The following is a 21,782-nucleotide window of genomic DNA, read 5'->3' as shown; positions in this document are numbered from 1 at the left end:
CTCTTTATCGACACGCCAATGCCGGTAAACTGCGGCGGGCTTAACGAATCCGGCGGGAGACAAGATACTGGCCCGACTGTTCGTCGTCATTGGTGGGCTGCTTGTACTGGTGCTGACGACAGCGCTGGTCGCTCCGTATTTCATCGACTGGACATCCTACCGCGCGGATTTCGAGCGGGAGGCCAGCCGTATCCTCGGGCGTGACGTCAAGGTGGAGGGGACCGCGACGGCGCGACTGCTGCCGTTTCCGTCCGTGAGCTTCACCGATGTCGTCGTTGCCGGCGTGAATCCCGGCGACACCGCGATGACGGTCGAAACCTTCTCCATGGACGCCGAACTCGCGCCGTTCATGCAGGGCGACGTCCACATCTTCGACATGCGCCTCGTGCGGCCGAACGTCATCGTGGACGTGGCGTCGGACGGTTCGCTCGACTGGGCGGTGCGCCCCTCCGTGCCGATGGACGCGGCGCATATCTCGGTCGAGAAGCTTACGGTCACGGAAGGCCGGATGTCGGTTCGCCATCAAACGAGCGGCCGAACCCACCAACTGACCGAGATCAACGCCGACGTCTCGGCGCGCGCGCTGACCGGGCCGTGGCGCATCGACGGGACGCTGCGGCTCGACGGCATGCTTACCAGCGTCTCGATGTCGACCGGCTCGTTCGATCCCAATGGCGGCATACGGCTTCGGGTGCGCGCGCAGCCGGATCGCTATCCGTTCGGACTGGAGACGGACGGGAACGCCAGCATCCAGGACGGGCGTGCGCGCTATGGCGGGCAATTCCGGCTCAATGCGTCCAACGACACCGACGCGCGGGAACAGGAGAAGTCGCCGCCGCCCTACAGGCTGAGCGGCCGCTTCGAACTCGATCAGGCGGCGCTGAATGTCGAGGAATTCCGCTTCGAAACCGGGCCTCTGGAGGATCCCTACACCGCGGACGGAACCGCCGACCTGACGCTCGGTGCGGAACCCCGGTTCAAGATCACGGCGGACGGCGCGCAGTTCCGGCTGAACGACAGCGGTGACGAGACGGCCGGTTCGATCGGCCTCAATGAGCGGCTGGCTGCGTTTCGCGAGTTCATGCTGGACATGCCGCGCCCGACCATTCCCGGCGAAGTTCAAGTGAGGTTGCCCGCTGTCGTCGCCGGCGACACGACGATCCGCGACGTGCATCTGTCCGCCTCGCCATCGCCGGGCGGCTGGTCGATCGCGTCGCTGGGCGCCACCTTGCCCGGCCGCGCCACGCTCGAAGCCGATGGCGAGTTGACGATCGACGAGGCGCTCGGCTTCGACGGGTCGCTGCTGGTCGCCGTCGGCCAGCCGTCCGGCTTTGCCGCGTGGCTATCCAGGGATGTGGACGAAGCAATCCGGCGATTGCCCTCGGCGGGCTTTAGCGCCGACGTTCAACTGAGCGAGGAGCGGCAGGCGTTCCGTGATCTGGAACTGGTGCTGGGCGCGGCGAAGTTTCGCGGCGACATCGACAGCCGGACGCCAGCGAACGAACAACCGTCCATGACGCTGCGTCTCGATGGCGACCGCCTCGACGTCGAGGGAATGGCGGCGTTTGCATCGCTCTTCGTCAGCGAAACGGGCGAAACCCGGCTTGCCGACCGCGACCTCGATTTTGCGATCACGGCCGGCCCGGTCGACGCCGCCGGCCTGACAGCCGAGACGCTCGACACCGCCTTGCGGCTCAGGGACGGGCGGCTGGAAATCGACCGGCTGATGATCGGCGGACTTGCCGGCGCGAATGTCAGCGCGACGGGCGCGCTCAAGGATTTGCAGGGCGCGCCGACCGGGAATATCGACGCGACGATCATCGCGACCGATCTGCAGCCTCTTGCGGCAACCATCGCGGACCGCTTTCCCGACAGCGCGATCGCACGCGAAGTCGCGCGGCGGGCAGGGAGCTATCCGGGTCTTCTCAAGGATGCCTCCGTGCAGGTCGTCGCAAGTTCGGCGGCCAACAGCGATGGCTCGACCGGCCTGGCGTTGAGCGCGACCGGCACCGCTGGCGCGACCGATTTCACGCTCACCGCATCGTCGGACAGCATGGTCGAGGCGCTGACGAGTGCCCCGCTCAAACTGGAATTGACGGCACGAAACGACGAGGCGGCGGCACTCTACGCGGCATTCGGGCTCCCGACACTGCCGATCGATTTCGCCGGACCCGCCGAGACGGACATCCGGTTCGACGGCGTCGTCGATACGGGTGGCGACACCGCGCTGACATTCAGGGGCGAGGGGCTCGACCTCTCCTTCGAAGGCGAGACCGCGATGCGCGACGGGCGCATTTCCGCCAACGGCTCCGCAAAAGTCGCGTCCGACGACCTCGAGCCCTGGCTGTCGACGGCCGGCGTGGGGTTGCCGGGCGGCGGGCTTGGTCTTTCCGCGAACCTGTCCGCGCAGCTCGATCTGGACGGGGGTGTGCTGGTTCTGTCCGCGCTCAGCGGCGACGTCGCGGGCTCCGCGCTTCGCGGCGACATCAATGCGACCATGAAGGACGGCATCCCCAATCTGAACGGCGATCTGGCGCTTGGAACGCTGGACCTCAGCGACGTGGCCGAGATGGCGGCGGGTGCGGATGCCCTTTCAGGGAATGGCATCGACTGGCCGAGCGCTCCGTTCGCGCAAGGCATGTCAGCCCCGGTGACGGCGGCCCTCGATCTCTCGGCGGATGTGCTGCGTCTTGGCACGTTCGGCGAAGCCCGCGGCGCACGCATGACCCTGCGGCTCGACGGCGACGGGGTGTCACTCTCGGACGTGGATGCGCAAATCCATGGCGGCAGGCTTGCCGGCCTCGTGGATTTCAAGAACGATGCGGGGACCGGGCTCTTGTCTGGCCAGATGCGTCTGACCGATGTCGATATTCCCGCGGTTCTCGGCGATATCGGTATCGCCGGTCGCGGCGACCTGACCGCGACGGTGACCTCCAGCGGAAAGTCCGTGGACGGCATCATCTCCGCACTGGCCGGCTCGGGCACGGCCAGCGTGCGCGATCTTGCCATCAGCGGCGTGAACCCGAATGCGTTTGCCGCGCTGCTGATCGAGGCCGACAAGGCCGGTCCGCAGATCGATGCGGCAGGAACGGCCGTCTTTGCGCCGGAAATCGTGCAGGACGGGACGTTCGAGGGCGGAAGCGTCGACCTCGCCTTCACCATCGCGAATGGGACACTGCGCGCGCCGCCGTTTCGCCTGAAGACGCCCGAGGCGACGCTTGCCGGAGAGGTGCGCGCCGACCTCGGCCAGTCGACCGTCGGCGGCGAGGCGACGCTGACCTATGAGCCCGGCATCGAGGCGCTGGTCGGTTCCGAGCCGTCGGTTCGCTTCGCGGCCGCGGGGCCGCTCGATGATATCGGCGTGCTCGTCGATACCGAACCGCTTGCGCAATTCCTCACACAACGCGCGCTGGAGCTCGAGCAGCAGCGGGTCGAAGCCATGCAGGCGGAGTTGCTCGAGAAGCAACGCTATCGCCGTGAGGTGCGCTATTACGCGGCGCTTTCGACCGAGCGCGCCCGCATTGCCGAGGAGCAGCGCCGTGCGCAGGAAGAGGCGGAACGGCTCGAGCGCGCGACGCGGCTGATCGAGGAGCAGAGGCAGCGTGCGGCCGAGGAGGCCGAACGCGCCGAGCAGGATACGCGGCGTCAGGAAGAGGAACGACGTCTCCAGCAGCAGCGCGAGGACGATGCGCGCAGGCAGGCCGAGGAACAGACAAGGCTGGACGCCGAAGAAGCCGCGCGGGCCCGCGCGGCTGACGCGGAGCGCGCCGAAGCTGCGCGCCAGCGCGAACAGGACGCCCAGGCAAAGCGCGAGGAAGACGCGCGGTTCCGCGCCGAGGTCGAGGCGTTGCTGCGCGCGCGCCAGGTGCCGGCGCCGGCCGATTCGGACGCGGTCGAGCGCGCGCCGCTCTCTCCGCCGAGCGTCGTCGATGTCACGCCCCAGCCAGCGCCACGCGGCCGACCGACCCCGCTGGCCACGCCACAGCCGCCCGCGAGCGATGCGTTCAGCGAGCGCAATTTCACAATCGATCGGCTCATGGAAGCGCTGGAAGCCGAGCAGTAGGTCTGGCTCCAGATCGTTCTCGGGACATGCGGATCGCTTCGTGCGTGGAGGACCCCCTCCGTCTCGCTTCGCTCGCCACCTCCCCCGTAAACGGGGGAGGATCCAGGTCGAGGGCTGCCGCAACGCCGGATCCTCCCCTGCGGAGCGGGGGAGGTGGCCCGTAGGGCCGGAGGGGGTGTTTCAGCGAAACCTGAAACGGATCTAGAGCTGGCGCTGCGCCCCGGGTCGTTCGCGAAACCAGTCGAGCACGAAGAGCCTCAATGCTGACGACAGGTTCGTGTCGCGCGCGCGCTCGGCATCCACCTGACCAACGAGGCCTGCGAGCGGCACGTTACGTTCAGCCGCGATGCGGAGAAGTTCGGCGTAGAATGGCTGTTCGAGCGAGAAGCTCGTGCGGTGTCCGCGGATCGAGATCGACCGCTTGATGACGGCGCTCACGGTTCGGGGGCTTTCCCGCCGGTTTCGGGTGCGCGGTCGATGCGGTGCGCGTCGTGCGCGGCATCCCGCTTTTCGCGCTCGGCCTTCGAAGCGAGGCGTTCAGCCTTGCTGCGGCCGTGGAGGACGCGGTTGGCGTCCGCGGCCTTCTCCTTCTCGGAACGCAGCTTTTGCTTGCGGGCGGCGCGGAGATTGACGATCTCGGCCATCGCCGCGCCTATTTCTTGCGGAAGGCGTCCAGCGACACGACGTCGGCGGACTTCGCCGCGTCCTTGTCGCCATCCTTGGCGGCGGCGGCTTCCTTTTTGGAGGCGTCGCCCTTCTTCGGCACGGCCACGGGGGCGGGCGCCTCGACCAATTGAGGCGAGGGCACGGCCGTGAGCGCCGCTTCCTCTTCGGTCGGCGCCTGGACGTCGAACTCCAGCTCGAAATTCACCGATGGATCGTAGAAACCACGCACCGCAGAGAACGGAATTTCGAGCTTTTCCGGCACGTCGGAGAAGGACAGGCCGATCTCGAAACCGGTGTCGGTGACCTTCAGGTCCCAATACTGGAACTGGACGACGATCGTCATCTGCTCGGGATAGCGCTCGCGCAGGCGGCTCGATACCCGGACGCCCGGCGCGCCGGTCAGGAACGTGATGAAGAAATGGTGGTTCCCGGGAAGCCCGGTCCGCGCGACCTCGCCCAGCACCTTGCGCATGACGCCGCGCAGCGCCTCCTGGGCGAGAATGTCGTAACGGATATGATCATCAGCCATGGGGCCGTATTTCCCTGAATCGAACCCGAGTGGTGTAATGAAGCTTGGGGTCCGCGTAAACCGAATATAGCGCGGTCGGGCGACAGGAAACAGCGGTCGTGAAAAATCAGTCGCGCCGGCCATAGGCGCGCAGGAACATCCGCACGGCATTCGTCGCCGACGAACGCAGGTCGGCCTCGCTCGGCTGATCGCCCAGCATGAAGCGAACATGCAGATCCGCGTTGATCAATGCGAGAAACTGGCGCGCGGCCGCGTCGGGATCGTCGATGTCGAGGAAGCCGGAATGGGCGAGGCGTGCGAACCGCGCCGCAAGCGCCGACCAGACGCGTGCCGGGCCGTCCTCTCGCCAGGCGGCGAAGAGGTGAGGGTGGCGTTCCCCCTCGCTCTGGATGAGCCGGCGCAGGAATTTTCCGTCACGGTCGCAGATGCAACTGGTGTTGAACCGCATCGCGAAGGCGATCAGATCCGCCTCCAGATCCTGCGGATGGTCGGGAAAGGTCGCGATCACCTCGAAGATGCGGGCATTGCAGCGCTCGGTGATCTCGGCAACCACCGCCGCCAGCAGGCTCTCCTTGTCGCCGTGATGATTGTAGATGGTCTGGCGCGACACGCCGGCCTCGGCCGCGATCATGTCGATGTTCGCGCCGGCAAAACCCTCGCGGCAAAACACGCCTGCGGCGGCCTCGATGGTGGAAATCCGCTTGGCGCGGTGGCCGCGTGGCGGGATCGTGTCAGGAGCCATTGTGTGAGTCATAGAAATCTATATAGAGGCGATTGATTATTTGGACAAGATTGTCCATTTTTATGGACGTGAATAGCGAGGGGCCGAGTCGGGAGGAATGTCGGACCCAAGCTGTTTCGCACGTCATTCATACACCGCGGCCTGATCCCGGCTCCTGGGTCCTGCCACTCAATCGAAAGAGCATCGCAATGCCGTCCTCCACTTCCTTCTTCAGGCTTGCCCTGATTCTCGGGCTTCTGACAGCCGTCGGTCCCTTCGCGATCGACATGTACCTGCCGGCACTTCCAACCATCGGAAACGATCTTGGAGCCAGCACGACCGCTGTCCAGATGAGCCTTCTGGCATTCTTCATCTCGACGGGCGTGGCGCAGATCATCGTCGGCCCGCTCTCGGACAAGTTCGGGCGCAAGGTGCTGCTTTACGCCGGTCTGGCGCTCTTTGCAGCCGGCAGCGTCGGCGCGGCATTGGCCCCCGATGTCGACTGGCTGATCGCATTCCGCTTCGTCCAGGGGCTCGGCGCCTCGGCCGGCATGGTCGTGCCACGGGCAGTCGTGCGGGACCTTCACACGGGCCCCGATGCCGCGCGGCTGATGTCGCTCCTGATGCTGGTCTTCTCGATCTCGCCGATCCTGGCGCCGCTCGTCGGCAGCATGGTCATCGCAAGCTTCGGGTGGCGTGCCGTGTTCTGGGCGGTGACGATCGCCGCCGGTCTCGGTGCGATCCTGCTGGCCACGTCGCTGGAGGAGACGCATTCGCGCGAAAGGCGTCTTGGCCGCTCCCTGCGCAGTTCGATCGCGGGCTATCGCGTGCTCTTGCGCGACCGCAACTTCCTCGGCCTGAGCCTTATCGGCGGTTTCGGTATCTCCAGCTTCTTCATCTATCTCGCGAATTCGTCCTTCGTGCTGATCGACCATTATGGGCTGACGCCGACGTCCTACAGCCTGTTCTTTTCGCTGAACGCCGTCGCGTTCTTCGCGATGTCGCAGTTGACGGGAATGCTGACGCAGCGCTTCGGCCTGCGCGTCGTGGTGAGGGCCGCTGTCATGGCGTTTGCTGCGATCATGGTTGCAATGGCCGCCGTGATGTCGACCGGAGCCCAGTCGTTGTGGGTGATGTCGACGTTCCTGTTCTTCGGCTACGGCTTTCTCGGGCTGGTCATTCCGACGACGTCGGTGCTGGCGATGGAGGAGCATGGCGAGATCGCCGGCACGGCCTCCGCGCTGATGGGGACGCTGCATCTGGGCACGGGTGTCGTGGCGATGGGCATTTCCGGGCTGTTCTTTGACGGGACGCCGCTGCCGATGGTCATCGGCATCGCCACGTGCGGCGTAGTGGCCCTGGTCCTGACGCTGGTCACGTTGCCCGCGCGGCAAAGGATTGCCGTGCCGGCGGAATGACTGCCTGGCACGATCTGCAAGGGGCGCGCTTCGGCGCGCCTTTTGCGTTAGCAGACAGGCCGAAATCTTGTGCGTGATGTGGGGGAGAAGTGGAGGTTTCTGTTGCCAGGTACCTCCGAACCCCGCCTAGAAGTGCGAACCCCTAGGACTTGATTTGAAGCTATCGCGCCGCATTAAGCAGCGAGACGTGCTTCCGCATAGTTGTCGTTTGCAACTACTAGAGTAGCCCGATAACGGTGGTACAATGCCGGGAAAAAGTCCGCTCTTTACACCCTCGTCGATCCTATTTCGCCCCCATCAGCAGCAGCCTCGAAAGGCTGTTCCTGGTGGAGGCGCCGGGTACCGCCCCCGGGTCCGAATGGCTTATTACAACGGCCGTTTATTTCCATAGTCAGTCAAGCTGACGGGGCGAATATAGGGATATCGTCCTCGAATGGAAAGGCCTGCCGACACGGTGAGGCTGTGTAAAACGCAAGGGGCGACCACAGAACCAATGCGATCGGCAGCAGGGTCGGTTATGATCGCGCCAACGCGACTCAGGCTGACGGCGACGCATGCGGCAATATCTCGACCTCCTCGATCATGTCATGGCGAACGGCGTCGATCGCGGCGACCGGACCGGCACCGGCACGCGCGGCGTTTTCGGCTACCAGATGCGCTTCGACCTCGCGGACGGCTTTCCCGCGCTGACGACCAAGAAGCTGCATTTGAAGTCCATCATCCACGAACTCCTGTGGTTCCTGAACGGCGACACGAACGTCAAATATCTGCGCGACAATGGCGTGACGATCTGGGACGAGTGGGCGGACGAGAATGGCGACCTGGGGCCCGTCTACGGGTCGCAATGGCGGTCGTGGCCGGCGCCGGACGGCGGATCGATCGACCAGATCGCCAATGTGGTGCGTGAGATTCGCGAGAACCCGAATTCACGCCGGCTGATCGTGTCGGCCTGGAACCCCGCAGAGGTGGACGTGATGGCCCTGCCGCCCTGCCATTGCCTGTTCCAGTTCCATGTCGCGAATGGCCGCCTGTCCTGCCAGCTCTACCAACGCTCGGCCGATATTTTCCTCGGCGTGCCGTTCAACATCGCCTCCTATGCGCTCCTGACCATGATGGTGGCGCAGGTGACTGGGCTGAAGGCGGGTGAGTTCATCCACACGCTGGGTGACGCGCATATCTATTCGAACCATTTCGACCAGGCCCGCGAGCAGCTCAAGCGTGCGCCGAAGGCGTTGCCGACGATGTGGATCAATCCCGAAATCAAGGATCTCTTTGCGTTCCGCTTCGAGGATTTCCGTCTCGACCACTACGCCGCCGACCCGACAATACGGGCGCCGATTGCCGTATGAGCATCACGCTGATCGTTGCCATTTCCGAAAACGGGATCATCGGACGTGATGGCGGGTTGCCGTGGCGGCTGTCCACGGACATGCGCCGCTTCAAGGAGCGGACGATGGGCAAGCCGATCGTGATGGGGCGCAAGACCTGGGAGAGCTTTCCGAAGCGTCCCTTGCCCGGACGCCACAACATTGTGATCACGCGTGATCGCGCCTATGTCGCCGACGGCGCCGAGGTCTGCGCCTCATTGGACGAAGCGCTTGAACGTGCCGCGCGGGTCACGGACGGCGAAATCTGCGTGATCGGCGGCGGCGAAATCTATTCCCAGGCGTTTCCGCGCGCCGATATCCTCGACATCACCCACGTTCTCGCTGAAATCGACGGGGATACGCGTTTTCCGACCATCGATGATGAAACGTGGTATGCTGTATCGAGCGAAGACATTCCGGCCGGCGATAAGGATAGTCACGCCACGCGGCACGTGGTCTATGAACGCCGAGACGCGCGATAGACTGCTGATCCGAGGTTTCTTCGCCGCGAAATCGTCGCACTGTGCCTAGACTGCGTTGAAAGCACAGAGTTCGGTGCCTATAACCATTCGAAACGGCAACACGTGTCGGTTTGTTCCGGCACGATAAAATCTTTCTAGACAAGAGGAAATCCATGCCCTGGAGTAATCAAAGTGGCGGTGGCGGTCCCTGGGGCGGCGGCAGCAATAATGGCGGCGGCGGCGGTGGTCCCTGGGGGCAGGGTCCGCGGGGTCCAAGCGGCCCATCGGGTTCACCACCCGATCTCGAAGACATCATCCGTCGTGGTCAGGACAGATTGAAGCGGGCGCTGCCCGGCGGTGGACAGCCCAACCCGGCGCTGTTCGGCCTTATCGCATTGGTGCTGGCGGCCTTCTGGCTGTTCCAGTCGATCTACACGGTCCAGCCGGACGAACTCGCGGTCGAACTGCGCTTCGGCAAGCCGAAGGACGAGATTTCCGAGCCGGGCCTGCACTTCCATTGGTGGCCGATCGAAACCGTCGAGACGACGAGCGTGGCTGAAAAGCTGCTCAACATCGGCGAAGTTCGTGGCGGCGCCTCATCCGGGCTGATGCTCTCGGGCGACCAGAACATCGTCGACGTGAAGTTCTCCGTCGCCTATCAGGTCGCCGATCCGCGCGGTTATCTCTTCAACGTTGCCGATCCGGACAACACGATGAGACAGATCGCCGAGAGCGCGATGCGCGAGGCCGTCGGCCGCCGTCCCGCTCAGGACATTTTCCGCGACGACCGTCAGGGCATCGCGGAAGGCGTGCGCGAAATCATCCAGTCGACGCTCGACGATTATGGTGCCGGCCTTGCCGTCAACGCCATCTCGATCGAGGATGCGGCACCGCCGCGCGAAGTAGCGGACGCGTTCGACGAGGTGCAGCGCGCCGAGCAGGACGAAGACCGTTTCGTCGAGGAATCCAACCAGTATTCCAACCAGAAGCTGGGTCAGGCACGTGGTGCCGCCGCCCAGATCCGCGAGGAAGCGGCGGCCTACAAGAACAGGGTCGTGCAGGAAGCGGACGGTGAGGCGCAGCGCTTCATCTCCGTCTATGACGAATACGCTAAGGCTCCCGACGTGACGCGCAAGCGTCTTTTCCTCGAAACGATGGAAAACGTGCTGCGGAGCTCGAACAAGGTCATCGTGGAGCAGGGTAACGGGCAGGGTGTCATCCCCTACCTGCCGCTGCCCGAACTGCGCGGCGCGCAGACCGGACAGGGAGGAAACAACTGATGGGCAACCGTCTTCCTATCGTTGCCGTCGTCGTGGCGGTTCTTCTTTTCCTCGGCTGGTCCTCGATTTTCGTCGTCAACGAACGCCAGCAGGCGATCGTTCTGCGCTTCGGCGAGATCGTCGATGTGAAGACCGAGCCGGGCATCTACTTCAAGGCGCCGTTCGGCTTCCTCGAGGCCGACAACGTCCAGCTCATCGAGGACCGTGTCCTGCGTTTCGACCTCGACGACATTCGCGTCCAGGTTTCGGGCGGCAAGTTCTACGAGGTCGATGCCTTCGTGGCCTACCGCATCAACGACGCACGCCGGTTCAGGCAGGCGGTTTCGGGTAGCGTGCCGCTCGCGGAACAGCGCCTTCGTACCCGTCTCGATGCGGCCTTGCGCCGTGTCTACGGTCTGCGTGGCTTCGAGGCGGCGCTCTCCGACGAACGCGCATCGATGATGCGCGAAGTCCGCGACCAGCTTCGTCCCGACGCGACATCGCTGGGGCTGGAGATCACGGATGTCCGCATTCGTCGTACCGACCTGACGCAGGAGGTCTCGCAGCAGACCTATGAGCGCATGAAGGCGGAACGTCTGGCCGAGGCGGAGCGCCTGCGTGCGCGGGGTCGTGAAGCCGCGCAGAGGATCAGGGCACGTGCCGATCGTGAAGTGGTGGAGATCACCGCGGAAGCGCAGCGCGAATCCGAAATCCTTCGCGGTGAAGGCGAAGCGGAGCGCAACGCGACGTTTGCCGATGCCTTCTCGCGCGATCCCGAGTTCTTCGAGTTCTACCGCTCCATGGCTGCCTATACGTCGGCACTCCAGGGCGAGGGAACGACGATGCTCTTGTCGCCGGATACGGAGTTCTTCCGGTTCTTCGGCAACGCGATGGGTCGCGCTCCGACGAACGGAAACGCACCAAGCGCACCGGCACCGGCAGCACCTGCTGCTGGAATCACCACCGGCGCGACCGAATAGGTGAGCGATCTGCTCGTCGCACTGGGTCTCGTCCTGGTGATCGAAGGCGTGCTCTATGGCGGCCTGCCGCATCTTGCGAAGCGGCTGGCCGCCGAAGTGCTTTCCATGCCCGAACAGGCGCTTCGCGTCGGCGGGCTCCTCGCGGTGGCCGTCGGCGTGGCCATCGTGTGGCTTGTGCGCGCTTAAGCGCCGGGTCACAATGGATTTATCGCGTGCCGGCGCCGCCGGTCGCAAACGCGCCTCATTGTTGTCGACCATTGGGCGCAGCAGCAATCCCGCCAGGTTTTTTCGGAGACGGCCCGCATGATCTCGAGCTTTTCCACGTCCGTGACACGCAATACCCTGGCTGCGGCAGCCGCGGGCGTGATGGTGTTTACCAGCGGCGTTTCGCTGGCGCCGCATGCGGCTCACGCGCAGACCGAACAGCCGACAGCGTCCGGCCCCGATTCCGTCGCCGACCTCGCGGAAGGGCTTCTCGACGCGGTGGTGAACATCTCGACATCCCAGAATGTCGGTTCAGGCCGTGGCGGCGGTCGAAACGTGCCGCCGCCCAATCTGCCCGAAGGCTCGCCGTTCCAGGAGTTCTTCGACGAATTCTTCAACAATCCCGATCGCCAGGGTGAAGGCGGCGGCGGTGGCGGACGCCGCGTCGAATCGCTTGGTTCGGGCTTCGTCATCGACGCCGCTGAAGGCATCGTGGTCACCAACAACCATGTCATCGCGGACGCGGACGCGATCGAGGTGAATTTCGCCGATGGCGGCAAGCTGAAGGCCGAGCTGGTCGGTGTCGACCCGAAGACAGACCTGGCCGTGCTGAAGGTCGACCCGTCGCTGCGCGAACTGAAGGAAGTCAGTTTCGGCGATTCGGCCCAGATGCGCATCGGCGACTGGGTGATGGCGATCGGCAATCCGTTCGGCCTTGGCGGTTCCGTATCGATCGGCATCGTGTCGGCGCGCGGACGCGACATCAATTCCGGCCCCTACGACGATTTCATCCAGACCGACGCCGCGATCAATCGCGGCAATTCGGGCGGGCCGCTGTTCAACATGTTCGGCCAGGTCATCGGCATCAACACCGCGATCATTTCGCCATCGGGCGGGTCGATCGGCATCGGGTTCTCGATTCCGTCGCAGCTCGCCGTGGGCGTGATCGACCAGCTCCGCGAGTTCGGCGAGACGCGGCGCGGCTGGCTCGGCGTTCGTATCCAGCCCGTCACGGACGAGATCGCAGAAAGCCTGGGCATGTCGAACGCGCAGGGCGCACTCGTGGCGGGCGTCATCAAGGGCGGGCCGGTCGATGACGGGTCGATCCAGCCGGGCGACGTGATCACCAGCTTCGACGGAAAGGCCGTCCGCACGATGCGCGACCTGCCGCGCGTCGTGGCGGAGAGCCCGGTGGGCAAGGCGGTCGACGTGATCGTCATGCGCAAGGGCGAAGAGCAGACCGTGAAGGTCACGCTCGGACGGCTCGAGGATGGCGAGCGCCTTGCCGAAGATGGCACCACGACGACCGACGAAGAGACGGCCCCAGAGGATGACGCTTCGGTCGCGACGGCCAGCGTACTCGGCATGACGATCGCCGAACTCGGCGACGAGGCCCGCGCCAATTTCGAGATTTCGCCCGAGGTATCGGGTGTGGTCGTGACGGAAGTCACCGAGGGATCGGCTGCCGCCGAGCGCGGCGTGACGCCCGGCGAGGTGATCACCGAGATCGCTCAGGAGGCGGTTTCGACGCCCAAGGAGGTGATGGACCGGGTGACGGCGCTGAAGGAGCAGGGGCGGCGCAACGCGCTTCTCATGCTCTCGTCCAAGACGGGCGAACTGCGCTTCGTGACCATTCGGATGGATTGAGCGGCGCTATACGCCGTTCAGGTAAGCGGTTGTCGGCGCGCTTGCACCATTCGTCGCGGCTCAGCACGTAGAGCACGTGGCGCTTGAGTTCCGGGCTGGTGTCCGGGACAGCCGGGTGGTCGAAGTCGCCGCCGTCCACATGCGACATGCCTATCCGGCGCATGACCGCCAGCGACGCGTCGTTGTTCCAGACCGCGAATGAGACGATTTCGCTAAGGCCGAGCGTCTCGAACCCGTAGCGAAGCAAGGCTTCGGCGGCTTCGGTCACATAGCCTTTGCGCCAATGTTCCGGCGCAAGTCGCCAGCCGATCTCGACCGATTCCGGTTGGCGCAACGGCACGTCCGATGTCGTCTTCAGCCCCGCCATGCCGATGGCTTCGCCGCTTTCCCTGAGTTCCAGCGCCGCGAACCCGTAGCCGCGAGCGGCGTTTTCCGTCTGCAGCTTGTCCATGAAGGCATCGGCCATGGCGCGTGTCCGGCGGAAACCGAAGAAGCGCATGACCTCGTCGTCCGAATTGATGCGGTGGAAGAGAGCGCGGTCGCGTTCCTCCCAGTTTCGGATGATCAGTCTCTCGGTCTCGATGCGCATCACGATACGAATTCCTCCCGGCGATATCCTTGCAGATAGAGAAGGGCGGTCAGATCCCCGTGGTCTATGCGAATCCGCGCCTGCTCTGCAACTGCTGGTTTAGCGTGGAGCGCGACGCCGCTGCCCGCGATGGCCAGCATATCGAGATCGTTCGCGCCGTCACCCACCGCGATCGCATCCTCGACCGTAAGGCCGTGCGTGGCAGCCATTTCGGTCAGGGCCTCGGCCTTCGCCGCGCGGCCGAGAATCGGTTCGGCGACCGTGCCCGAGAGCTTGCCACCATCTTCGATGAGGCGGTTTGCGCGGTTCTCCCGAAAGCCGAGTTTCGCTGCGATCGGGCCGGTGAAGCTGAGGAAGCCGCCCGAGACGAGTGCGGTCCACGCGCCTGATTTGTTCATCGTCGCCACGAGTGTTCGGCCTCCTGCCGCAAGCGTGATGCGGCTTTCGATCAGGCGGTCGATCACGGTGGTGTCGAGGCCGGCCAGAAGCGCGACGCGTTCGCGCAAGGCTGGCTCGAATGCGATCTCGCCGTTCATCGAGCGCGCCGTGATCGCCGCGACGTGGTCTTTCAAACCGACCTCGTCGGCCAGTTCGTCGATGCATTCCTGGTCGATCATGGTCGAATCCATGTCGGCGATCAGCAGTTTCTTGCGGCGACCGGTTGCCTCCTGGACCGCCATGTCGATCGGGTCCGACGCAATCGCCGCGCGCAGGGCGGCATCCGCTTCCGCGGCCGATAGATGGTCGGGCAGGTAAAGATCGGCGGCGATGCCGTCGTCCAGCCAGTCGATCCTGCTTGCCTCGACCGCCCGCGACGCTCTATCTGCGATGTCTCGCGACAGTGCGCGAGTGGACGGGTTGGCGATCAGAGTGGCGATGAGCGGCATAGGAAATCCTGCGCGAACGGACCAAGACGGGCCCCTGAAGAACGCGATCCTGATAGCGGGACCGACCGCAAGCGGCAAGTCGGCTCTCGCGCTGGCCCTGGCGCGGGAAACGCGCGGGACGGTCGTGAATGCCGATTCCATGCAGGTCTACGCGATCCTGCATGTTCTGAGCGCCCGACCCGGTGATGCCGATCTCGCCGCCGCGCCGCACCGGCTTTACGGCCATGTCGATCCACGCGAGGCCTATTCGACCGGGCGCTGGATGCGCGACGTGCAGAACCTCATCGAGGCAAGAACCTTCGATCATGGGCCGGCAATCTTCGTCGGCGGGACCGGACTCTATTTCCGTGCGCTGCTGGAAGGCCTGTCCGCCATGCCGCAGGTGCCGGATACGGTGCGGGCCAGATGGCGTGAGATGCTGGCGAGCAGCGGTGCGCCGGCGTTGCATCTCATGCTTCGAGATCGGGATCCTGAGGCGGCGCAGACGATCAAGCCGGGCGATGGCCAGCGGATCGTGCGCGCGCTCGAGGTGCTCGAGGCTTCGGGGCGACCCATCTCGCAGTGGCAGCGCGACGCGGGACATCCGCTTGTCGATCCCGACACCGCGCGCCGCATCGTGCTGGAGCCGGATCGCTCCGTGCTCCGTGAGCGCATAGACCGCCGTTTCGACACGATGATCGAGCGCGGCGCCATGGAAGAAGCGTGCGCAATCGGCGCGCTGCATCTCGACGAGGCATTGCCCGCGATGAAGGCGATCGGCGTGCGCGAACTGCTTGCGGTCGACCGTGGCGAGATGACGAAGAGCGAGGCGATCGCGCGCGCCAAGATCGCGACGCGGCAATATGCAAAACGCCAGTCGACGTGGTTCCGAAACCAGCTCGACGCGCGCTGGGAACGCATCGCGAATGTCGGCATTTGAACGGTGGATAACTTGCTTTTCCATCGCGCCGGGTGCCAGAATGTTCGCGTTTTGGTTGTTGTAATTAACCTCCCGTAAGCAGTGCCGTGCCATAGATTGCGCTTGTTCTTTTGGTGGGGAATGGATGCGATTCCATAAGGCCGAGTCGGCTTTCTTCGTCTTTATTGTCGTCGTCCTTGCTGCGGGGGTCTTGATACTCCACGCCTACAATACCGTTTACGTGTCCGGCCAGTCGCTCAACGATCAGGAGCGCATCGATCTGCTCGCCTATTTCGCAAGGCTTCTCTTCGCGACCGGCGTCTTGCAGGCCACGGCACTCTTCTTCGGCATATTCTTCATCTATCCGCTCATCCGCACGCAGGTGAAGGAAGAGGGCAAGCTGCGCGCCATGACGGAATCGCTGAGCGCGCGTTCGGAGACGCTGGAACATGCAGCGCTCACCGACGGCCTGACGGGCATGCAGAACCGCCGCTTCTTCGACGATGCGCTGCGCGAATACATCGAGGAGTTCCGCAAGATCGACAAGCCGGTCGGCCTGATGATCCTCGATCTCGATCACTTCAAGGGTGTCAACGACACGCATGGCCACGATGTCGGCGATCAGGTGCTCAAGGCGGTTGCCGGCTGTCTCAGGGACATGACGCGCTATCACGACGTCGTCGCGCGCCTCGGCGGCGAGGAGTTCGCGGTTGTTGCCCCGAACATGGACGATGCGCTGCTGCTGAAGCTCGCCGAGCGCATCCGCAAGGCCATCGCCGGTTTGGCGATCGTCAGCGGAAATGTGCGGTTGCGCGTCACCACGAGCGTCGGCCTCGCCGTCTGGGATCGCAAGGAAACGGCCGAGGATTTCTTCCGCCGTGCTGACAAGCATCTGTACCAGGCCAAGCGCCTCGGCCGAAACCGGGTCTGCGCGTGAATTTTTCCGCGCGAGCGGGGTACGTGGCCAGTCAAAGTTCCAAAAATCCGGAAGCCGGGCTTATTCGTAGAGCCGGCGGACCGTATCGTCGTCGTCGAAGCGGCGGCGCGGGCGATCGCCCGGCTGCGGTTCGATGTTGGGCTGGCGCTCGCCGGCCTGGCGCTGGACATCGACAGGTGCGCCCACGCCCGTCGCGGTGGACGGCGCCGGGCGCGCGAAACTGCGCAAATTCTGTACCAAGGAAACCAGATCGACCTCGCCGTGATCGGCGGGCTCATCGGCTGCATCCGCGTTCGTCGCTCCGGGCAGGAGTGCGGGCGCCATGAACTCGAACTTCATGCGCATCGTCGTTGCCACGCCTTCGCCGAAGGCGATCGCCTCGCGCTGGCCCATGGACGACAGGAACGAGAGCGTGGAAGCCGACGAATCCGCTATCGCGGATCGGACGATCTCCTGATCCATCTCGTTTGCGAGACGCATGGCGAAGACAGTCGAGCATTGCGACAGCACAGTCGGGTCCAGCTCGCCCGGCCGCTGCGTCACGATGCCGAGGTAGCAGCCATACTTCCGGCCCTCCTTGGCGATGCGCGACAGCGCATGACGTGTGGGAGCAAAACCCAGCTTCGGGTCGGACGGCATGTACCGGTGGGCTTCCTCGCACATGACGAGAAGCTTGAGCTTTCCGTGGCTGCCTATGGCGATGTCGAAGGCCAGACGCGCGAGCACCGAGCAGACCGAGTTCACGACTTCCGACGGCAGTCCCGCCATCTCGAAGCAGGTGATCGGCCGTCCCTCATGCGGGATGCGGAAAATCTTGCCGATCGTCTCGTGAATGTTGTCCTCGATCAGCCGCGAGCCGAACATGAAGCGGTAGCGCGGATCGGCAACGGCGGCATCGATGCGGATGCGCAGCGAGCGATAGGTCGGGCGGTCGTTCTTCGTCTCGAGCAGGCCGATGCGCTCGTCGATGATCTTCAGCACATCCGCGATGCGATAGGGCACCGGCGTGTCGACCGTGATGCCGCTTGCATCCGAAGAGCGCCGGACGAGGCCGCCGCTGTGGGGATTGCGGTAGAGCTGCTTGGCGTGCGGGATCAGATCGCGCAGCAGGTCGACCTCTTCGGCCACCGGCTCACGGCCTCGAAACAGCACCTCGACAAGTTCCTCCAGCCGGAACAGCCAGAAGGGGAGGTCGAGCGTTTGTGTGCTGACCCGGATCGACCGATCCGGAAAGGCTGCGGAGAACTCGTTGTGAGGATCGAGGATGAGGACGCGCAGGTCCGGCCGCGCCTCGATCGCCTTGCGCAGCAGAAGCGATACCGCCGTCGATTTGCCGACGCCCGTGGTGCCGACAACTGCAAAATGCCGGTTGAGCACGTCATCGATCGCGATACGCGCGTCAATGGTTTCATCCTGCGAAAGCTTCCCGATCGTCAAGGCGTGGCGGCCGGCGAGATCGTAGACGGCCTGGAGATCGCGCGCGCGGATGCGATGCGAGATCGCGCCGATATGGGGGTAGGTGGTGATGCCGCGATCGAAGACCGGCTTGCCATCCGGCGCATCACGGACCTCGCCTATCAATTCGACGTGGACGCTGATGGGGTTGTCGCCGTTTTCGATCCATTGGTGAACCGGAGCCTCGATACGGTAGACCAGGCCGACCGTGCGGATGGTGCCCAGATTGATGGACACCATGCGCCCGACCGTCCAGAGGCCCTGTGAAGCCGCGTCGTCGCCAGCGAAGGCGGCAAGGAGCGCGCGCGCGCCGTCGCACTGCACGACGCGTCCCAGCACGCGCGAATCCGACTGAGCCGCGTTGCGCCGTTCCTGGCTCGTGGCTTCGCCAATTTCCGCGCGTTCGACAAACATCAGATGAAGATTCCCCGTCTCAACCAGACGACGTTACGCGCGCGGGGTTAAGGCTGCGTGATGGCGGATGGTTGACAGGACGTGAAGCGGCCGGCCCAAATTCTAGCGAAACGACTGACGGTCTTGAATTGGCTTGAAGTTTTGTGATTGACACGACCGCAAATGCGCAATTAATGTCCGCCACCATGAACACGACGATCATTCTCGTAGTAGGAAGGCGCATGGGCAAGGCGGTGTAACCGCCGGGCGAAAGCACCCATGCGCAAGACACAGGCTCCCTCGGGGGCCTTTTTTATTGCCCGCAAGACCGATAAACGACCAGAGCGCAGAGCGCGGATACAGACGGGAAGAGACTGATGAGCAACGGATCAAACGAGACCGGCAGACGCGAAATGAGCGGTGCCGAAATGGTTGTGCAGGCGCTGAAGGACAATGGCGTCGAGCACATTTTCGGCTATCCCGGCGGCGCCGTCCTTCCGATCTATGACGAAATCTTCCAGCAGGACGACGTCCAGCACATTCTGGTTCGACACGAGCAGGGCGCCGGACACGCGGCCGAGGGCTATGCGCGCTCGACCGGGAAGCCGGGCGTGATGCTGGTGACGTCGGGACCGGGCGCCACGAACGCCGTGACGCCTCTGCAGGACGCTTTGATGGACTCGATCCCGCTGGTCTGCCTCACGGGGCAGGTGCCGACCTCGCTCATCGGCTCGGACGCCTTCCAGGAATGCGATACCGTCGGGATCACACGGCCCTGCACCAAGCACAACTGGCTGGTGAAGGACGTCAACGATCTCTCGAGGGTGATCCACGAGGCATTCCATATCGCAACCACCGGCAGGCCCGGCCCCGTCGTCGTCGATATCCCGAAGGACGTTCAGTTCGCCAAGGGCATCTATACGCCGCCGCAGCAGGCGCCGCGCACGTCCTATCACCCGAAACTGCAAGGCGACATCGAGGCGATCAAGCAGGCGGTCGCGCTGATGGCGACGGCGAAGCGGCCGATCATCTATTCGGGCGGCGGCGTGGTGAATTCCGGCCCCGAGGCCAGCCATCTGCTGCGCGAACTGGTCGATCTCACGGGCTTCCCGATCACGTCGACGCTGATGGGTCTCGGCGCGTATCCCGCGTCGGGCAAGAGCTGGCTCGGCATGCTCGGCATGCACGGCACCTACGAAGCCAACATGGCGATGCATGATTGCGACGTCATGGTCTGCCTCGGGGCGCGTTTCGACGACCGGATCACCGGGCGCCTCGACGCGTTTTCGCCGAATTCGAAGAAAATCCACATCGACATCGACCCGTCGTCGCTGAACAAGAACGTCCATATCGACATTCCGGTTCTCGGCGATGTCGGGCGCGCGCTGGAGGACATGGTCCGTATCTGGCGCGCCACGGTAAAGACCGACAAATCCGCATTGCATCCCTGGTGGGAGCAGATTGCGCGCTGGCGGGCGCGCGATTCCCTTGCCTACAAGAGCAATGACGACGTCATCATGCCGCAATATGCGATCGAGCGTCTTTATGAGCTGACGAAAGCGCGCGACACCTACATCACGACCGAGGTCGGCCAGCACCAGATGTGGGCCGCGCAGCACTACGGTTTCGAAAAACCCAATCGCTGGATGACGTCGGGCGGCCTCGGCACGATGGGCTACGGCCTGCCTGCCGCGCTCGGCGTGCAGATCGCGCATCCCGATGCGCTCGTCATCGACATTGCGGGCGATGCCTCGGTGCAGATGACGATGCAGGAGATGTCGACGGCGGTGCAGTACAACGCGCCGATCAAGATCTTCATCCTCAACAACCAATATATGGGCATGGTCCGGCAGTGGCAGCAGCTTCTGCACGGCAACCGCCTGTCCAACTCCTACACCGAGGCGATGCCTGATTTCGTGCTGATGGCGCAGGCCTTCGGCGCACATGGCATTCGCTGCGACAAGCCGGGCGAACTCGACGCGGCGATCCAGGAGATGATCGACGTGAAGAAGCCGGTCCTGTTCGACTGCCGCGTGGCCGCGCTCGCCAACTGCTTCCCCATGATCCCGTCGGGCAAGGCGCACAACGAGATGCTGTTGCCGGACGAGGCCACCGACGAAGTCGTCGCCAACGCGATCGACGCGAAGGGCAGGGAACTGGTTTGAAAGATATGGCAACAATCGCAACTGTCGATCAGCGCGGCTGCATACAACTTCCAAGCCGTTTCTTGCGAGCACGAGGATGGACGAGTGAGCAATGGTTTAGCATTGAAGAGATAGCAGGTGGCCTCCAGCTATCACCAACTACTCGCCCTGCAGCACCAGACATACTTCGCACAATCCTTTCCGCGAGCCTTGATGCTTTGGGCGATGAGGTGGGCGAACGGCATACTCGGTACGTCTCACGATGGCGACACGCGTCCGGCGCGGTTGTCGTCAACGAAAACAGCCAGCCCAACGTCTGGTTGGCGCGCAACACATTTGAGAAGTTTGACGCGAAGGCATTCGCTACGACGCCCGAGCTGTTCGTGCCAGGAGATCAGAAAATGGGCTTTCACTCGAATGTTGCATCAACAGCGGGCCTTCAAAATAAGGCTGTCGTCAAGTTGAGGGCAAAATCGACAGAAGAGACCGCAGACCTCGCAACCCAAATCATCGACCAATTGGATGCCCTTTGATGAACGCCCATCTTCAGCCCACCGGTTCGGCCTATTTCATCGCCAAGGAAACCGAAAGTGTCGAAAAGCACACGCTTTCCGTTCTCGTCGACAACGAGCCGGGTACGCTTGCGCGCGTGATCGGGCTGTTTTCCGGTCGCGGCTACAACATCGACAGCCTGACCGTTTCCGAAACGGAACACGAGAAGCACCTGTCGCGCATCACGATCGTGACGCGGGGCACGCCGCATGTGCTTGAGCAGATCAAGCACCAGCTCGAGCGCATCGTGCCGGTTCATCGCGTCAATGATCTGACCGTCATCGCGCGGGAACTCGGGCAGGAACGGCCGCTCGAGCGCGAGCTCGCGCTGATCAAGGTGCGTGGCACCGGCGATGCGCGCGTCGAAGCGCTGCGTCTGGCGGAAGCGTTCCATGCGACCGTAATCGACGCCAATACCGAGCATTTCATCTTCGAGATCACCGGCCGCGTGTCCAAGATCGAGCAGTTCATCGCGATCATGGGGCCGTTGGGGCTCGTCGAGGTCTGCCGGACGGGCGTTGCCGCCATGAACCGTGGCCCTCAGGGGATGGAAGCATCTTCCTGACACACGGGGGCGTTTCGCCAGTCTCGCGCTGTCATTGATTTTCAGGA

20 protein-coding genes and 1 other RNA gene are annotated in these 21,782 nt (G+C 64.0%); 13 read left to right on the top strand and 8 right to left on the bottom strand.

Annotation, left to right across the window (positions count from 1 at the left end):
- Positions 1-64: 64 nt before the first annotated feature.
- On the top strand, positions 65-4,063 hold the full coding sequence (locus AAFN55_RS15805; protein WP_347800284.1) for an AsmA-like C-terminal region-containing protein: 3,999 nt from the start codon (positions 65-67) through the stop codon (positions 4,061-4,063).
- Positions 4,064-4,264: 201 nt separating this feature from the next.
- On the opposite strand, the gene AAFN55_RS15800 is transcribed toward AAFN55_RS15805, so the two are convergent.
- From AAFN55_RS15800 to AAFN55_RS15785, 4 genes are all read right to left on the bottom strand, one after another.
- Positions 4,265-4,501, bottom strand: a complete 237-nt coding sequence (locus AAFN55_RS15800) for a ribbon-helix-helix domain-containing protein (protein WP_347799781.1) — start codon at positions 4,499-4,501, stop codon at positions 4,265-4,267.
- Positions 4,498-4,707, bottom strand: coding sequence for a DUF4169 family protein (locus tag AAFN55_RS15795; protein WP_347799780.1), 210 nt, complete (start codon positions 4,705-4,707; stop codon positions 4,498-4,500). The genes AAFN55_RS15800 and AAFN55_RS15795 overlap by 4 nt, the downstream gene beginning before the upstream one ends.
- 8 nt (positions 4,708-4,715) lie before the next feature.
- A complete protein-coding gene (locus AAFN55_RS15790) occupies positions 4,716-5,258 on the bottom strand; it encodes an SspB family protein (protein ID WP_347799779.1) in 543 nt (180 codons plus the stop codon).
- Between the two features lie 106 nt (positions 5,259-5,364).
- A complete protein-coding gene (locus AAFN55_RS15785; protein WP_347799778.1) occupies positions 5,365-6,012 on the bottom strand; it encodes a TetR/AcrR family transcriptional regulator in 648 nt (215 codons plus the stop codon).
- Between the two features lie 176 nt (positions 6,013-6,188).
- Here AAFN55_RS15785 and AAFN55_RS15780 point away from each other — a divergent pair, with 176 nt between their 5' ends.
- Complete coding sequence (locus tag AAFN55_RS15780; RefSeq protein ID WP_347799777.1) at positions 6,189-7,397, top strand: multidrug effflux MFS transporter; 1,209 nt, start codon at positions 6,189-6,191, stop codon at positions 7,395-7,397.
- A gap of 88 nt (positions 7,398-7,485) precedes the next feature.
- Here the strand turns inward: AAFN55_RS15780 and ssrA are convergent.
- Positions 7,486-7,841, bottom strand: a transfer-messenger RNA (tmRNA) gene (gene ssrA / locus AAFN55_RS15775).
- 110 nt (positions 7,842-7,951) lie between these two features.
- Between ssrA and AAFN55_RS15770 the strand changes: the two genes are divergently transcribed.
- From AAFN55_RS15770 to AAFN55_RS15745, 6 genes are all read left to right on the top strand, one after another.
- Positions 7,952-8,746 (top strand): thymidylate synthase, encoded by a 795-nt coding sequence (locus AAFN55_RS15770; protein ID WP_347799776.1) that lies wholly within the window; start codon positions 7,952-7,954, stop codon positions 8,744-8,746.
- Positions 8,743-9,246, top strand: a complete 504-nt coding sequence (locus AAFN55_RS15765) for a dihydrofolate reductase (RefSeq protein WP_347799775.1) — start codon at positions 8,743-8,745, stop codon at positions 9,244-9,246. Before AAFN55_RS15770 ends, AAFN55_RS15765 begins: the two co-directional genes overlap by 4 nt.
- A 152-nt stretch (positions 9,247-9,398) precedes the next feature.
- Positions 9,399-10,505, top strand: a complete 1,107-nt coding sequence (hflK, locus tag AAFN55_RS15760) for an FtsH protease activity modulator HflK (RefSeq protein WP_347799774.1) — start codon at positions 9,399-9,401, stop codon at positions 10,503-10,505.
- Complete coding sequence (locus AAFN55_RS15755; protein WP_347799773.1) at positions 10,505-11,464, top strand: protease modulator HflC; 960 nt, start codon at positions 10,505-10,507, stop codon at positions 11,462-11,464. The genes hflK and AAFN55_RS15755 overlap by 1 nt, the downstream gene beginning before the upstream one ends.
- Positions 11,465-11,650 (top strand): DUF2065 family protein, encoded by a 186-nt coding sequence (locus tag AAFN55_RS15750; protein ID WP_347799772.1) that lies wholly within the window; start codon positions 11,465-11,467, stop codon positions 11,648-11,650.
- Between the two features lie 180 nt (positions 11,651-11,830).
- Positions 11,831-13,315 carry a DegQ family serine endoprotease gene (locus AAFN55_RS15745; protein WP_347800283.1) on the top strand — a complete coding sequence of 495 codons (1,485 nt, stop codon included), beginning with the start codon at positions 11,831-11,833 and terminating at the stop codon, positions 13,313-13,315.
- On the opposite strand, the gene AAFN55_RS15740 is transcribed toward AAFN55_RS15745, so the two are convergent.
- The gene (locus tag AAFN55_RS15740; RefSeq protein ID WP_347799771.1) at positions 13,260-13,907 is read right to left on the bottom strand and encodes a GNAT family N-acetyltransferase; all 648 of its coding nucleotides are present in this window, start codon (positions 13,905-13,907) and stop codon (positions 13,260-13,262) included. The two genes, AAFN55_RS15745 and AAFN55_RS15740, sit on opposite strands and share 56 nt — an antisense overlap.
- Complete coding sequence (gene serB, locus AAFN55_RS15735) at positions 13,904-14,791, bottom strand: phosphoserine phosphatase SerB (RefSeq protein WP_347799770.1); 888 nt, start codon at positions 14,789-14,791, stop codon at positions 13,904-13,906. Before serB ends, AAFN55_RS15740 begins: the two co-directional genes overlap by 4 nt.
- Between serB and miaA the strand changes: the two genes are divergently transcribed.
- Both miaA and AAFN55_RS15725 read left to right on the top strand, forming a co-directional pair.
- Complete coding sequence (miaA, locus tag AAFN55_RS15730) at positions 14,781-15,710, top strand: tRNA (adenosine(37)-N6)-dimethylallyltransferase MiaA (RefSeq protein ID WP_347799769.1); 930 nt, start codon at positions 14,781-14,783, stop codon at positions 15,708-15,710. The two genes, serB and miaA, sit on opposite strands and share 11 nt — an antisense overlap.
- 124 nt (positions 15,711-15,834) lie before the next feature.
- Positions 15,835-16,626 carry a GGDEF domain-containing protein gene (locus AAFN55_RS15725; protein ID WP_347799768.1) on the top strand — a complete coding sequence of 264 codons (792 nt, stop codon included), beginning with the start codon at positions 15,835-15,837 and terminating at the stop codon, positions 16,624-16,626.
- Positions 16,627-16,686: 60 nt separating this feature from the next.
- Here the strand turns inward: AAFN55_RS15725 and AAFN55_RS15720 are convergent, their stop codons facing one another.
- Entirely contained in the window at positions 16,687-18,495 is a 1,809-nt protein-coding gene (locus AAFN55_RS15720) for a DUF87 domain-containing protein (RefSeq protein WP_347799767.1), read from the bottom strand.
- Between the two features lie 392 nt (positions 18,496-18,887).
- On the opposite strand from AAFN55_RS15720, the gene AAFN55_RS15715 reads away from it, so the two are divergent.
- Genes AAFN55_RS15715 through ilvN form a run of 3 tightly spaced genes read left to right on the top strand, consistent with a single transcriptional unit; the run spans position 18,888 to position 21,735 of the window.
- On the top strand, positions 18,888-20,639 hold the full coding sequence (locus tag AAFN55_RS15715) for an acetolactate synthase 3 large subunit (protein ID WP_347800282.1): 1,752 nt from the start codon (positions 18,888-18,890) through the stop codon (positions 20,637-20,639).
- The gene (locus AAFN55_RS15710) at positions 20,636-21,151 is read left to right on the top strand and encodes a hypothetical protein (RefSeq protein WP_347799766.1); all 516 of its coding nucleotides are present in this window, start codon (positions 20,636-20,638) and stop codon (positions 21,149-21,151) included. Before AAFN55_RS15715 ends, AAFN55_RS15710 begins: the two co-directional genes overlap by 4 nt.
- On the top strand, positions 21,151-21,735 hold the full coding sequence (ilvN, locus tag AAFN55_RS15705) for an acetolactate synthase small subunit (protein ID WP_347799765.1): 585 nt from the start codon (positions 21,151-21,153) through the stop codon (positions 21,733-21,735). Before AAFN55_RS15710 ends, ilvN begins: the two co-directional genes overlap by 1 nt.
- Positions 21,736-21,782 lie beyond the last annotated feature (47 nt).

Source organism: Mesorhizobium sp. CAU 1732, from assembly GCF_039888675.1.
Taxonomy (GTDB): domain Bacteria; phylum Pseudomonadota; class Alphaproteobacteria; order Rhizobiales; family Rhizobiaceae; genus Aerobium.
Note: the sequence above shows the minus strand (reverse complement) of the source record. Positions and strands in the feature narration are given on the sequence as shown.